Source organism: Cupriavidus sp. SS-3, assembly GCF_035818815.1.
In the GTDB taxonomy this organism is placed as follows: domain Bacteria; phylum Pseudomonadota; class Gammaproteobacteria; order Burkholderiales; family Burkholderiaceae; genus Cupriavidus; species Cupriavidus taiwanensis_C.
Genome location: NZ_JAYLVT010000026.1, coordinates 22,903 through 36,781, shown reverse-complemented (window position 1 = coordinate 36,781; position 13,879 = coordinate 22,903). Strand labels below are relative to the sequence as shown.

The window sequence follows — 13,879 nt, the reverse complement described above, 5'->3', positions numbered from 1 at the left end:
CGCGCCTCAGGCGCGCGGCTCGCGCAAGCGGCTGCGCAGCTTCAGCACTTCTGCCGGGATCACCCGGCGCTCCTGCCATACCCACGGCATGCCGCCCAGCACCTCGACCAGGCCGCGCCATCCCTGGCAGCGCCACAGCTGCGGCAATGCCGCCGCGGTCTCGCCCAGCGCCACCTGCCAGGGCAGCCGCAGCCAGGCGGACCAGATGGCATTGCGCGCCAGCAGCGAGCGGCGCTGCGCGGGGTTGCGCAGCGGGCTGGGATGGTGGTGCACCACCAGCTGCGGCGCGTACACCAGCTGCCAGCCATGCGCGGCCAGGTCCAGCGCCAGCAGCGTTTCCTCGCCGCCCAGGAAGAAGCGCGGATGGTAGCCGCCGGCCTGGCGGAAGGCATCGGTGCGGAACGCGGTGGCGCCCGCCATCAGGCCCAGGATCGCGCGGCCCGGCAGCATCGCCGAGGGCAGCGGGCTGGCCGCCATGCGCGCGCAGGTCGGGTCTTCGCCGCGGTGTTCGCCCACCAGGATGCGCGCCGTCAGCGCGGCCACGCGCGGATGGCGCTCGAACATGGCGCACGCCGCCGACAGCGATCCGGGTGCCCACCAGCAGTCGTCATCGCAGAAGGCGACATAGCGGGTGCGGGCCCAGTCCGCGCCCAGGTTGCGGCCCGCGGCGCCGAGGTTGCGCGCGCTGCGCAGCAGCGCGGCGTGCGGGAATTCGTTGCGCACCATGGCGGCGGTGCCGTCGTCCGAGGCGTTGTCGACCACGGCGATGGGCGGGCGTTCCGGCAGCGCGCTCAGGCGCGCCAGCGCGGTGCGCACCGAATCGCGCCGGTTGTGCGTCAGCACCACCACGCTGATGTCGCAAGGGCGGGTGCGCGGAGTAGCGCGGGAAGCGGAAGCGGTGGCTGGTATCGGCATGGCTGTTGGCAGAACTCAGAACTCAGAACTCAGGCAGGACTCAGGCAAGGCTCAGGGGCGGGGCCGGCCGGCTGCAGCATCCAGTAGCGCTCGGGGGCGCACAGGTCGCACAGCCGGTCTTCGCTGAACAGCTGCAGCTGGCTCTGGTAGGCGTTGAGCGCGTAGCTCTTCTGCGTCAGGTACTGCGCCACCGGCAGGTTGACGGGCGTGGCGCACAGGCCGCTGTCCCGGCATTGCACCAGCCGCTGCTGCAGCAGGCCCGGCATGCGGCGGTAGATCGCGTCCTCGTAATAGAGCCACTGCACGGGCGGCGGCGCGGCGGCGGGTGCGGCGGCCGGCCCGTTCCATGCCGGGCCGCGCGCGTGCGCGGCCAGCATCAGCAGCCGGCAGGCGTCATGCACCAGGGCATGGTCGGAATGGAACAGCCCGAGCGGAGCCACCACCACGCCTTCGGTCTGCATCAGCAGCACGGTGTGCAGCGCGTCGGCAAGCTGTTGCGCGGTATAGCGGCGCCCGTACTGGCTGTCCCAGAACTCCAGCCACACCGCGTGTGCGCCCAGCATGGTGAGCGCGTGGTTGTCCTCGCGGCGGCGCGACAGCACCGCCTGCTCGGCGCTGGCGAAGCCGGCGGCCTGGTCCCAGTCGGGCGCCGGCATGTCCGCCGGCGGCACGCCCGCGAACACCGTCACCACGCGCGCCGCGCGCGCGGCCGCGATCAGCCCGCCACAACTGAACACGGCATCGTCCAGATGCGGCGAGATCACGGTCACCGCAGCGGCGAGATCGACCACCATCGCCGTGCCCATGCCGCCCCCTCGCGCGCCCCGGTACGCCGTCAACTGAGCGCGGCACGCGCTTCGCGCGCGGTGGCGGACACCGGCACCACGTTGCCGGGCGCACCCTCGGCATGCGCCTGCGCGGCCAGCCGCGCGGCAAAGTAATCGACGGTGCGGCGCAGGCCGTCTTCCAGCGCGGTGTGCGGCTCCCAGCCCAGCAGCTGGCGCGCCAGCGTGATGTCGGGGCAGCGTTGGTGCGGGTCGTCGGCCGGCAGCGGCCGCATCTCGATGCGCGACGGCGAGCCGGTGGCGCGCAGCACCGCCTGCGCGATCTCGAGCATGGTGCTTTCGCGCGGGTTGCCCAGGTTGACCGGCGTGCCGCTGGCGGGGGCTTCCATCAGCCGGACCAGCGCGTCGACCATGTCGTCGACATAGCAGAAGGCACGCGTCTGCGCGCCGTCGCCGTAAACCGTCAGCGGCTGCCCCGCCAGCGCCTGGGTGATGAAGTTCGAGACCACGCGCCCGTCGGCCGGGTGCATGCGCGGCCCGTAAGTATTGAAGATGCGCGCGATGCGCACGTCCAGCCCATGCTGGCGGTGGTAGTCCATGAACAGGGTCTCGGCGCAGCGCTTGCCTTCGTCGTAGCAGGAGCGGATGCCCACCGGATTGACGTGGCCCCAGTACCCTTCCTGCTGCGGATGGTGCTCGGGGTCGCCATAGACTTCGCTGGTGGAGGCCTGCAGGATGCGCGCCCTGAGCCGCTTGGCCAGTCCCAGCATGTTGATGGCGCCGTTGACGCTGGTCTTGGTGGTCTGCACCGGGTCGTGCTGGTAATGCACCGGCGAGGCCGGGCACGCGAGGTTGTAGATCTCGTCGACCTCCACATACAGCGGGAAGGTGACGTCGTGCCGCAGCAGCTCGAAATTGGTCCGGCCGAGCAGATGCGCGATGTTCTCCTTGGTGCCGGTGTAGAAGTTGTCCACGCACAGCACGTCCTGCCCGGCGCGCACCAGCCGCTCGCACAAGTGCGAGCCGAGAAATCCCGCGCCGCCGGTGACCAGGATGCGCTTGCGATCGCTTTCCTTCATTTCCGCTCTCCTTGCATTGCTTGCTCGTGCCGGCCGGTCGAGTCCGCATCAGGCCGCGACACGGCGGGCCCCGGCCTGCAGTGCCGGCACCCCGGCGCAGACGTGCGCATAGACCGCCTCCATCTGCCTGGCCACGCCGGCCCAGGTGAAATGCGCCTGCGCGCGGCGCCGGCCCGCTTCGCCCAGCTTGCGCGCCAGCGCGGGGTTGGCGGCCAGCTGCGCCAGCCGCGCCGCCAGCGCCGCCGGCGCCTTGGGCGGCACCAGGAAGCCGGTGTGTCCATCCACCACGGTGGAGCGGATGCCACCGACGTCGGCGCCGATCACCGGCGCGCCGCACGCCATCGCCTCCACCGGCGTGATGCCGAAGGGCTCGTACCACGGCGTGGTCACGAAAACATCGGCGGCGCTGTAGAACAGGCGCAGGGTGTCGCGCCCGCGCCTGCCGGTAAACACCACGCGTTCGGCCACGCCCTCGGCGCTGGCCACGTCCTGCAGCCGGCCGATTTCCGGCGTGGCCTGCACGCTCGGCTGCTCGGCGTTGCCGCCGACCACGTACAGGGTGGCGTCGAGGCCGGTGTCGCGGCGCAGGCAGCCCAGCGCGCGGATCACGTTGTCGATGCCTTTGCGCGGCACCAGCCGCCCTAGCTGCAGCACGCGGAAGCCATGCAGCGGCCAGCCCAGTGCGCGCCGCGCCGCGTCGCGCGGCACCGGCGCGAACTCGGCCGCATCGAAGCCGCACGGCACGGTCTGCACGCGCGCGGGATCGGCGCTGTAAAGATTGACGAGGTCGTCTCGGTCCTGCGGACATTCCGCCACCACGCAGTCGGCCTCGCGCACCAGCGTGTCCTCGATGCCGAAGCGGTCGTCGGGAAAGCCGTCGGTGCTGCCCTGGTGCAACCTGCGCACCTTGCCCAGCGCATGGAAGGTCATCACCAGCGGGATGCCGAGCGTGTGGCGCGCGCGCAGCGCGGCCAGCCCGGACATGAAGAAGTTGGCATGGAGCACGTCGTAGCCGGTGGCATCGCCGCGCACGAAGTCGGCCAGGAACGCGCCGAAGTCTTCCATATAGGGCAGCAGCTGTTCTTTCGGGATCTGCACCGGCGGCCCTGCCGTGACGTGGATCACGCGCACGTTGGGCGCGAACGCCACCACCTCGGGCAGCAGCGCCTTGTCGCGCCGCGTGAAGACATCGACCTGGTAGCCGCGGCTGCCAAGCTGTCTTGCAAGATGCGCCACATAGATGTTCTGACCGCCGCAGTCGGTGCTGCCAACGCTGGCGAGTGGCGAGGCATGTTCGCTGATAAGCGCGATCTTGCGCATGGTTGGCTCCGGTGGTTTGCCGCCGTGACCGCGAGCGCGGGCGGTATGGAGGTGGTGGCCCTTGCAGCTAGCGTGCCATCGCCCCTGTGCAATATTCCGGCGATAAACACGTCGGGCGGGGAACCGAAGCAGAAGCGATATAGCGGTTCTCGAGGAGCCAGGCTCACCGCATTGCGAAGAAGACGCACGACAGCCTGTGCGCGCGCGGTTTAGTCATTCTTACGCCGCCGCTTTGTAATTTGCGCTTACCGGTCCTTGCGGTTGGACGCGAGCCAGAGCAGGCTTGCAACCGGCCCGATGTTTGCTGTGTCGATGACTCCGATGCAAGCCGCGCTGTACGCGATGGCGGCGCGGCGTGCCGTCCCAAACCATCGATGGAGCTGCCCATGCCACCCAACCCGGATGCGGGCCAGGCGCCCCGCGCCTCCCATGCCGGCGCCAGCCGGTTCAGCGATCCCGCCGCGGCGCGGCGCGCGGTCGAGCTGGCGCTGCCAATGCTGCAGGCCTCGCTGCGCGACAAGGCCGTCGGCGAAAGCGGCTGCATGCATGTGGTCGTGATGGATCCGACGCTGCAGCCCGGCGATTGCGCCTTCGAGGAAGCGATCCTCTATGAGCATTCGCTGCCGTCGCGCGAGGCCTGGGATGCCGACTACAGCCGCTACGCGCGCGCCAAGGCCAGCCTGAGCTGGCGCACCGGCATGGCCAGCGCGCAGGTGGTCCACTGCAGCCCGCACCGGCTGCGCAGCGACGACACCCTGCTCGGCGGCGCCGCCGTGGTGGATGGCATCGTGGTCGCCGTCAGCGGGGCCAACGCGTGGTACGACGAGGCCTTTGCCGGCTGCGTGGCGATGCTGCTGCGGGCGGTGGCGCAAGGGGCTTGCGTGCACGCGCAGCCGGCCGGCTGATCCGGCAGCCGCGTTCGCCCGACTGTTGGCACACATTTCGCACTGGCAGCAAGCCTGCGCACCTGGCCATGCCTGTCCTGATCGCGGCATGCGGCAGCCGACAAGGTGCCAGCACCGATGTCCGATTCGTTGTCCGATTCGGTCCGATTCGTGGTCCGAATCACAGTCCACCACACCGATCGCCAGGGAACCACCATGCCAACTTCGCAATCGCCACGACCCGCCGCGCACACCGAGGCCGCCATGCCGCTGCAGGACCGCACTTATCTCGTCAGCGGCGCGGGCCGCGGCCTGGGCGCCGCCATCTGCCGCACGCTGAGCGCGGCCGGCGCCGCCATGATCGTGGCCGATATCGACGACAAGCTTGCGCGCGACAGCGCCGGCGGGCTGGCCGAGGCCGGCGCGCAGGCGTGGCCGCTGCACCTGGATGTCTCCGACCCCGCGTCCGTGCGCGCCGCCTTCGAAGCCGTGCGCGCGCGCGGCGCGCGCCTCGACGGCATCGTCAACAACGCCGCCATCGACATCACCCTGCCGGTGGACGAGGTCGATGCCGAGACCTGGCGCAAAGTGCTGATGGTCAACCTGTACGGCCCCTACCTGATGGCGCATGCCGCCGTGCCGGTGCTGAAGGCGCAGGGCGGGGGGCATATCGTCAACATTGCCTCGACCGCGTCCAAGCGCGCGTGGCCCAATGCCTCGGCCTACCACGCGACCAAGTGGGGGTTGCTGGGCTTTTCGCATGCGCTGCATGCGGAACTGCGGCCGCACGGGATCAAGGTCTCGGCGATCGTCGCGGGCGGCATGCGCACGCCGTTCCTGCTGGACCGCTTTCCCGACATCGACCAGGGCAATCTGCAGGACCCGGCCAATGTCGCCAACGCGGTGCGCTTCGTGCTGACGCAGCCGGAAGAAACCGTGATCCCCGAGGTGATGGTGCTGCCCATGAAGGAGACCTCGTGGCCATGAGCCTCGCTGCCCCGCTACGCGCGGCCGTGCTGCTGGACAAGGACGGCACGGTACTGGACGACGTCCCTTACAACGTCGATCCGGCGCGCATGCGGCTTGCGCCAGGCGCCGCCGCCGCGCTGCGGCTGCTGGGCGGCCTGGGTCTGCCGCTGGTGGTGGTGACGAACCAGCCCGGCGTGGCCCATGGCCTGCATACCGAGGCCGAGCTGGTGCCAGTGCGTGAACGGCTGGCGGCCATGTTTGCCGAGCAGGGCGCGGCGCTGAGCGGCTTCCTGTATTGCCCGCATCATCCCGAAGGGCAGGTGGCGCCCTACGCGCGCGCGTGCCTGTGTCGCAAGCCCATGCCCGGGCTGCTGCTGCAGGCGGCCGCGGCATGGCGGCTCGACCTGGCGCGGTCCTGGATGATCGGCGACATCCTCAATGACGTCGAGGCCGGCAACCGCGCCGGCTGCGCCACCGTGCTGGTCGACTGCGGCAACGAGACCGAATGGCAGCTCTCGCCCGCGCGCCAGGCCGACTACGTGGTGCCCACGCTCGACGCCGCCGCGCGCCTGGTGGTTGCGCGCACCCGCGCAGCGGACCCTGTCGGCGCCGCCGCATCGACGGCCGCGTCACCATGCCGTGCGGAGGCGCCATGAACTGGCAATCCGCGCGCAGCGTGCTGTGCGTGCGCCTCGACAATATGGGCGACGTGCTGATGAGCACGCCGGCGATGCAGGCCCTGGCCGATGCACTGCCGGCGCGCCGGCTGACGCTGCTGACCTCGCACAGCGCGGCGGCCCTGGCGCCGCACCTGCCGATGGTCGGCCGCGTGCTGGCCTGGGACGCGCCCTGGGCCAGGCATGCCGAGGCCCGGGCGGCACCGGCGCCGGGGCCGGAGATTGCCGCCTGCGCGCGCTGGCTGGCGCGCTTTCGCTTCGACGCGGCCGTGATCTTTACCGTCTACAGCCAGAGCCCCTTGCCCGCCGCGGTACTGTGCGCGCTGGCGGGCATTCCGTTGCGGCTGGCCTGCTGCCGCGAAAACCCCTACACGCTGCTGAGCGACTGGGTCCCCGACACCGAGCCGGGCACGCAGCCGGGCCAGCGTCCGCGCCACGAGGCGCAGCGCCAGCTCGACCTGGTGGCGCAGGTGGGAGCCGTCGCACGCGAGACGCGCCTGCGCTTTCGCGTGCTGGCGGCGGACCGCACCGCGCTCGCCGGGCGCCTGGCCGCGATCCGCGGCGGCCGCAGCGGGCCGGTGGTGGTGGTGCATCCCGGCGCCAGCGCGCCGTCGCGGCGCTGGCCGCCGGCGCGCTTTGCCCAGGTGGCGCACGCGCTGGCGGTGAAGGCCGGCGCGCACGTGCTGGTGACCGGCGATGCCGCCGAGCACGACATCGTGCGCGCGGTCTGCGCCGCCGCCGGCCACGCGCGCGTGGTGCCGCTCGCCGGCGCCTTGCGCCTGGGCGAAATGGGCGCATTGCTGGAAGCCGCCGACCTGCTGGTGTCGAACAACACCGGGCCGGTCCACCTGGCCGCCGCGCTGGGCACGCCGGTGGTGGACCTCTACGCGCTGACCAATCCGCAGCACACGCCGTGGCAGGTGCCGCACCGCACGCTGTTTGCCGATGTGCCGTGCCGCTATTGCTACAAGAGCATGTGCCCGCAGGGACACCATCGCTGCCTGGAAGACGTGCCGGCCGCGCACGCGGTGCAGGCCGCGCTGGCGCTGCTGGGCGGCAATCCCGACAGCATGCCCGCGGTCGAACTGCCGTGGCCGGGCGTGGGCGCGGCCGCAGCGGCGCCTGCCGAGTTCGATGCCGTGCCCGCGATGCCGGACGACAGTGCAACCCGCCACCTCCCACATGACGAGGCCGACCATGTACACCCTTGGCATTAACGCCGCCTACCATGACTCCGCCGCTTGCCTGGTGCGCGATGGCGAGGTCATCGCCGCGGCGGAAGACGAACGCTTCACCCATATCAAGCACGGCAAGCGCCCGGTGCCGTTCACGGCATGGGAACTGCCGTTCCACGCCATCGACTATTGCCTGGGCGAGGCCGGCATCGCGCTGCGCGAGGTCGACCATGTCGCCTACGCGTTCGACCCCGCGCTGATGCTGGGCGCGCGCCGGCATGACGCCACCGTGACGCTGCCGCTGGAGCCGTCAGCGCACGGCGCTGCCAGCGGGCACGAGTCGCCGTGGGATCCGCTGTTCCTGTCGTACGTGGTCAACGCACCGCGGCAACTGGCCGGCGGCGCACCGCACCACCTCGCCGCGCGCTTTCGCGGCGTGCGCCACGACGGGCCGTTCCGCTGGCATTTCGTCGAGCACCACATGGGGCATGAAGCCAGCGCCTTCCTGGCGGCGCCGTTCGCGCGCTGCGCGGTGCTGACCATGGACGGCCGCGGCGAACGCGCCACCACCAGCTACGGCGTGTTCGACGGCAAGGAGTATCGGCGCATCAAGCAGATCGACCTGCCGGACTCGCTCGGCCTGCTGTACGAACGCGTCACGCGCCACCTGGGCTTCCTGCATTCGTCGGACGAGTACAAGGTGATGGCGCTGGCCTCCTACGGCAAGCCTGCGCACCTTGGGGTGTTCCGCGACATGGTGCGGCGCGATGCCGAAGGCGGTTACCGCGTGGCGCAGCCCGACCTGGAAGCGTTGCTGGGGCCGCCGCGCCAGCGCGGCGAGGACTTCGGCGCCGCGCATTTCGATATCGCGCGCTCGCTGCAGGAGGTGCTGGAGGAAACCGTGGTCGGCATGACCACCTGGCTGGCCGAGGCCACCGGCGAACGGCAGCTGGCCATGGCCGGCGGGGTGGCGCTGAACTGCGTGATGAATGCGCGCGTGCGTGACCAGAGCCCGTTCGACGAGGTCTGGGTGCAGCCCGCCGCCGGCGATGCCGGCACCGCGCTGGGCGCGGCGCTGTGGATCGACTTCCTGCAACGCGGACGTCCGGCGCGGCAATGGTCCATGGAGCACGCCTACCTGGGCCCGGCGTATGGCGAGGACGAGATCGCGGCCTTCCTCGACTGGGCCAGGCTGCCTTACCGCCGGCTCGACGACCTGGCCGGGCAGACCGCCGAGTTGCTGGCGCAGGACAAGATCATCGGCTGGTTCCAGGGCCGCATGGAGTTCGGCCCGCGCGCGCTGGGCGCGCGCTCGATCCTGGCCTCGCCGATCGATCCCGGCATGCAGCAACGGCTGAACCAGATCAAGGACCGCGAAGACTTCCGCCCGGTGGCGCCGGTGGTGATGCAGGAGCGCGCGCCGGAGTGGTTCAGCGCGGCCAAGCCCGGCCGCGGCGAAGCGCCGTTCATGCTGTTCATCTACGACGTGCGTCCGGAGCAGGCGGCGCGCATCCCGGCGGTCTGCCACGTCGACGGCACCGCGCGCGTGCAGACCGTGCGCCGCGAGCAGAACCCGGCCTATTACGATTTGCTGGCCGCGTTCGAGCGCCGCACCGGCGTGCCGATCCTGGTCAACACCTCGTTCAACACGCGCGGCGAGCCCATCGTATGCACGCCGCGCGATGCGGTCGAGTGCTTCTGGACCTCGCCGCTGGACGCGCTGGTGATCGGCCCGTTCCTGCTGGAGAAACCCGGCGCCGGAGGCGCCCAGGGACAGACGGGAGGCGCCCATGGACAGGCCTGAGCCAAGGGTTGCGGTGGTGGTGCCCACCTGGCGCCGGCCGGCGCTGCTGGCGCGCTGCCTGCAGGCGCTGTGCGCGCAGCGCCTGTCCGCGCAGGCGTACGAGATCATCGTTGCCGACGATGGCTGCGAGGCCCGCATCGAACGGCTGGTGGCGCTGATGGCCGCGCAGCATCCGCACCATGCGCTGCGCTATGTGCCGGTGCCAGGCACGCAGGGACCGTCGGGCGCGCGCAATGCGGGCTGGCGCCGCGCGCGCGCGTCCGTGATTGCCTTTACCGACGACGACACCGTGCCGGATCCGGGCTGGCTCGAAGCGGGCTGCGCGGCGCTGGCGGAGCAGCCGGAGTGCTGCGCGGTGGCCGGCACCGTGCACGTGCCGCTGCCGGCGCGACCGACCGACCACGAGCGCGATACCGGCGGCCTTGCGCACGCCGAGTTCGTCACCGCCAATTGCTTCGTCCGGCGCGACGCGCTGCTGCGCATCGGCGGCTTCGACGAGCGCTTCACGCGCGCGTGGCGCGAGGATTCGGACCTGCAGTTCCGGCTGATCGAGCAGGTCTGCCCGGTGGGGCGCGCGCCCGCGGCCGTGGTGGCGCATCCGGTGCGTCCGGCCGCATGGGGCAGCAGCGTGGCGGCGCAGGCCAAGGTGTATTTCGACGCGCTGCTGTACAAGAAGCATCCGCGCCTGTACCGGCAGCGCATTCGCCGCGTGCCGCCCTGGCATTACTACGTGACGGTGCTGGCGCTGCTGGCCGCGCCGAGCGCGTGGCTGGCGGGCGCGCCGGCGGTGGCCGCGGCGGCGGGCCTGCTGTGGTTCGGATTTACCGCGGCATTGTGCGCGCGGCGCCTGCGCGGCGCGGCGCTGACGCCGGCCCATGTGGCCGAGATGGCGTTCACCTCCATGCTGATACCGCCGCTGTCGCTGTACTGGCGGCTGCGCGGCGCGCTGGCCTTCCGGGTGGTGTTCCTATGAACGCACGCGTCGAGCCGGTCACGGCCTTGCCCCTCGCGCGGCACCCGCAGCAAGCGGCGCGACGTCGCGCGGCGCCGGCGCGCGTGCGGCGCATCGCGGTGTTCCGCGCGCTCCAGCTCGGCGACATGCTGTGCGCGGTGCCGGCGCTGCGGGCGCTGCGCGCGGGCGAGCCCGAGGCCCGCATCACGCTGGTCGGCCTGCCGTGGGCACAGGAGTTCGTGTCGCGCTTCAGTGCACTGGTGGATGACCTGATGATATTTCCCGGCGCACCGGGGATGCCGGAACAACCTTGCGCCGAAGCCGCGGCCGGCCCGTTCTACGCGGCCGCGCACGCGGCGCGCTTCGACCTGGCGATCCAGCTGCACGGCAGCGGCGCGCTCACCAACGCCGTGGTGCAGCGCCTGGGCGCCCGGCGCATGGCCGGCTTCTGTCCGGACCCCGCCGCGGCGCGCTGCAGCCGCGCCGGCGTGCTGGTGCCGTGGCCGCAGGGCAACGAGGTCGAGCGGCTGCTGGCGCTGATGCAGGCGTTGGGCTATCCGTGCGCGGATCGCAGCCTGGCGTTTCCGCTGCGTCCGCTCGACCACGCCAGCTGGCGGCTGCTGGCCGCCGAGCATGGGCTGGTTGCCGGCGAATACGTCTGCCTGCACGCGGGCGCGCGCATGCTGTCGCGGCGCTGGCCGGTGGAGCGCTTTGCCGAGGCCGGGCGCGCGCTGCGGCGCCACTGGAAGGTGGTGCTGACCGGCAGCCGCGACGAGGCCGCGCTGGTGGCGCAGCTGGCGCGGCGCCTGGGCAAGCCGGTGGTCAACCTGTGCGGGCAGACCGCGCTGGGCACGCTGGCCGCGCTGATCCGCGATGCGCGCCTGCTGCTGTGCAATGACACCGGTGCTTCGCATATCGCCGCGGCGGTGGGCACGCCCAGCGTGGTGGTCTCGTGCGGCAGCGACAGCGCGCGCTGGGCGCCGCTCGACACCACGCTGCACCGCGTGCTGGCCGACCAGCCGGCATGCCGGCCGTGCATGCACCAGCGCTGCCCGCTCGCGGGGCACCCGTGCGCGTCGAATATCAGCGTGGCCAGCGTGGTGGAGGCCGCGCTGGCGCTGGCGGCCCAGGAGCGCCGCCATGGCTAGGCGGCTGCGCATCCTGACCTGGCACGTGCACGGGAACTACCTGTATTACCTGTCGCAGATCCCGCACGAGCTGTACCTGGTCACGCGCGCCGACGGCACCCCCGGCTATGCCGGCGCCGGCGGCGCGCTGCCGTGGGGGGCCAACGTGCACGAGGTGCCTTACGGCGCGGTCCCGGCCGGCCGCTTCGACTGCGTGCTGTACCAGCACCGCCACCATTACGAGCATGACCGCGCAGACCTGCTCAGCGCCGCGCAGCGCGCGCTGCCGGCGATCTACCTGGAACACGATCCGCCGCAGGAACACCCGACCAACACGTGCCATCCGGTGCAGGACCCGTCGATGCTGCTGGTGCACGTGACGCCGTTCAACGCGCTGATGTGGGACAGCGGCGTCACGCCGTGCCGCGTGATCGAGCACGGCGTGCTGGTCGACGAGGCGGTGCGCTACAGCGGCGAACTGGCGCGCGGCATCAGCGTGGTCAACCACCTGTCGCGGCGCGGCCGCCGGCTCGGCGCCGACCTGTTCGCGCGCGTGCGCGAGCAGGTGCCCCTGGACCTGGTCGGGATGGCGGCGCAGGAGGCGGGGGGGCTGGGCGAGATACCGAACCCGGAACTGGCGGCGTTTGTCGCGCGCTACCGCTTCTTCTTCAACCCGATCCGCTACACCAGCCTGGGGCTGGCGGTGGTGGAGGCGATGATGCTGGGGGTGCCGGTGGTGGGCCTGGCCACCACCGAGCTGGCCACGGTGATCCAGAGCGGCAACAACGGCTATGTCGATACCCGCGTCGAGGTGCTGGTCAGCGTGATGCGCGAACTGCTGGACGATCCGGAACTGGCGCGCGCCTGGGGCGAGCGCGGCTGCCGGCTGGCGCGCGAGCGCTTCGGCATCGGCCGCTTCGTGGCGGAGTGGGACGAGACGCTGCGCGCGGTCTGCGCGTGACCGCGCCACGTGCCGTCAGGCCGGGCCGCCGTTGCCGTGGAGCCTCGCGCGGCTGCCCGACGACGCCGTGCAGCACACCAGGTAGTAGGCGCGCTTGAACTGCAGCGCCGCTTCCAGCCGGCGTCCGGCGGCCGCTTCGGCGAACGCCGCCTGCAGGCAGCGTTCGATGCTGTCGGCGGTGCCATCCTGCTCGAACAGTCCCGGTGCGCGCTGCTCCCATAGCCGCATCAGCACGGCGCGGCGCTGCGCCAGGGTGTGCGGCGGCCAGCCGTGGTCGCGGCTGAGCAGTTCCACCCGCGTCGCCAGCAGCGTTTCCAGCAGCAGGGTAGGCCTTGCCAAGCGCGCGCGCAGGGGCGTGGCCGCGGCCGGCACGGTGGCATCGACCAGTGCCGCGGGCAGGTCGATGGCGTTGGGCGGGAGGTCGGTCATGGCAGCCAGCCAAATGCAGCCGGGCAAGCGGCCGGGCAAGCGGCCGGGCATGCAGCGGAGCGCGACACCAGCGTGCCGCGCGTTGTGGCGGCGGGTTTCATTCCGTCGCCGTTTCGGTGGCGGATTCTTCGGCGTCGGCCAGGGCGATGGCCGCCGCGCGCTGCGCCAGCGGCTCGGCCGCCCGGATGCGCAGCACGGTCTGGCGCGAGGTGCTGAAGCGCCGCGCGGTCTCGCTGACCGAATAGCCTGCCGACAGCGCGCTCAGGATCGCGTGGCGCTGCTCGGGCGTGTGTTTGGGCGGACGGCCCACCTGCCGCCCCATGGCCTTGGCCGCGGCCAGGCTTTCGCGCACGCGCACGCTGCGGGTCGCACCTTCGAGCGCCGCGACCGCACGCAATACTTCGACCGCTTCGGGCGGCGTCGCGCTGGCGAGGTCATCGCGCGACAGCTGCACGCAGTACAGCGCCACGCCCAGCAGGCGGAAGCGCCGGACCGTGGCCAGCACTTCGGGCACGCTCCAGCCCAGGCTGCACAGGCGCAGCGCAACCACCGCGTCGCCCGGCTGCACCTGTTGCTGCAGCGTGCGCAGGCGCGAGCGCTGCAGTGCCGGCACCGAGGCGGGCGCGGCCTCCCAGAACACGTGTTGCGGGTCGACGCCATAGCCGGCGGCGCTGGCGGCCTGCAGTTCATCCTGGACCGCCGACGCTGCATCGGCGCAATTGGAGTAGAGGAAGGTGGTCGGCATGATGGTGTCGGACGGCGCGCGCCGCACGCTGGTGAGAGCGGTCCGGGCAGAGGATTC

Annotated in this window: 14 protein-coding genes; 8 read left to right on the top strand and 6 right to left on the bottom strand. The window is 71.9% G+C overall.

What is annotated here, in order from left to right; all coding sequences use genetic code 11:
* Nucleotides 1-6: 6 nt before the first annotated feature.
* From U9J39_RS27590 to U9J39_RS27575, 4 genes are read right to left on the bottom strand one after another with little or no spacing between them, the layout of a single operon-like run.
* On the bottom strand, nt 7-915 hold the full coding sequence (locus tag U9J39_RS27590) for a glycosyltransferase family 2 protein (RefSeq protein WP_116312205.1): 909 nt from the start codon (nt 913-915) through the stop codon (nt 7-9).
* Between the two features lie 29 nt (nt 916-944).
* Nucleotides 945-1,721: a PIG-L deacetylase family protein gene (locus U9J39_RS27585; RefSeq protein ID WP_326348625.1), complete on the bottom strand. Its 777-nt coding sequence runs from the start codon at nt 1,719-1,721 to the stop codon at nt 945-947.
* Nucleotides 1,722-1,750: 29 nt separating this feature from the next.
* A complete protein-coding gene (locus tag U9J39_RS27580; RefSeq protein ID WP_115679506.1) occupies nt 1,751-2,779 on the bottom strand; it encodes a UDP-glucuronic acid decarboxylase family protein in 1,029 nt (342 codons plus the stop codon).
* Nucleotides 2,780-2,827: 48 nt separating this feature from the next.
* Complete coding sequence (locus tag U9J39_RS27575) at nt 2,828-4,099, bottom strand: glycosyltransferase (protein ID WP_116312207.1); 1,272 nt, start codon at nt 4,097-4,099, stop codon at nt 2,828-2,830.
* 386 nt (nt 4,100-4,485) lie between these two features.
* Between U9J39_RS27575 and U9J39_RS27570 the strand changes: the two genes are divergently transcribed.
* From U9J39_RS27570 to U9J39_RS27535, 8 genes are all read left to right on the top strand, one after another.
* On the top strand, nt 4,486-5,004 hold the full coding sequence (locus U9J39_RS27570) for a hypothetical protein (RefSeq protein ID WP_326348624.1): 519 nt from the start codon (nt 4,486-4,488) through the stop codon (nt 5,002-5,004).
* A gap of 195 nt (nt 5,005-5,199) precedes the next feature.
* A complete protein-coding gene (locus tag U9J39_RS27565; RefSeq protein WP_373429494.1) occupies nt 5,200-5,970 on the top strand; it encodes an SDR family oxidoreductase in 771 nt (256 codons plus the stop codon).
* Nucleotides 5,967-6,608 carry a D-glycero-alpha-D-manno-heptose-1,7-bisphosphate 7-phosphatase gene (locus tag U9J39_RS27560; protein WP_326348623.1) on the top strand — a complete coding sequence of 214 codons (642 nt, stop codon included), beginning with the start codon at nt 5,967-5,969 and terminating at the stop codon, nt 6,606-6,608. Before U9J39_RS27565 ends, U9J39_RS27560 begins: the two co-directional genes overlap by 4 nt.
* Nucleotides 6,605-7,846: a glycosyltransferase family 9 protein gene (locus U9J39_RS27555; protein ID WP_326348622.1), complete on the top strand. Its 1,242-nt coding sequence runs from the start codon at nt 6,605-6,607 to the stop codon at nt 7,844-7,846. Before U9J39_RS27560 ends, U9J39_RS27555 begins: the two co-directional genes overlap by 4 nt.
* On the top strand, nt 7,827-9,608 hold the full coding sequence (locus U9J39_RS27550) for a carbamoyltransferase family protein (RefSeq protein WP_115708357.1): 1,782 nt from the start codon (nt 7,827-7,829) through the stop codon (nt 9,606-9,608). The genes U9J39_RS27555 and U9J39_RS27550 overlap by 20 nt, the downstream gene beginning before the upstream one ends.
* Nucleotides 9,595-10,581: a glycosyltransferase family 2 protein gene (locus U9J39_RS27545; protein ID WP_116312213.1), complete on the top strand. Its 987-nt coding sequence runs from the start codon at nt 9,595-9,597 to the stop codon at nt 10,579-10,581. Before U9J39_RS27550 ends, U9J39_RS27545 begins: the two co-directional genes overlap by 14 nt.
* A 125-nt stretch (nt 10,582-10,706) precedes the next feature.
* Complete coding sequence (locus U9J39_RS27540) at nt 10,707-11,708, top strand: glycosyltransferase family 9 protein (protein WP_240987706.1); 1,002 nt, start codon at nt 10,707-10,709, stop codon at nt 11,706-11,708.
* Nucleotides 11,701-12,648 carry a glycosyltransferase family 4 protein gene (locus U9J39_RS27535; RefSeq protein ID WP_326348621.1) on the top strand — a complete coding sequence of 316 codons (948 nt, stop codon included), beginning with the start codon at nt 11,701-11,703 and terminating at the stop codon, nt 12,646-12,648. Before U9J39_RS27540 ends, U9J39_RS27535 begins: the two co-directional genes overlap by 8 nt.
* 15 nt (nt 12,649-12,663) lie before the next feature.
* Here the strand turns inward: U9J39_RS27535 and U9J39_RS27530 are convergent, their stop codons facing one another.
* Both U9J39_RS27530 and U9J39_RS27525 read right to left on the bottom strand, forming a co-directional pair.
* On the bottom strand, nt 12,664-13,077 hold the full coding sequence (locus U9J39_RS27530; protein ID WP_116313232.1) for a hypothetical protein: 414 nt from the start codon (nt 13,075-13,077) through the stop codon (nt 12,664-12,666).
* Between the two features lie 97 nt (nt 13,078-13,174).
* Nucleotides 13,175-13,822, bottom strand: coding sequence for a recombinase family protein (locus U9J39_RS27525; RefSeq protein WP_116313233.1), 648 nt, complete (start codon nt 13,820-13,822; stop codon nt 13,175-13,177).
* Between the last annotated feature and the right edge of the window lie 57 nt (nt 13,823-13,879).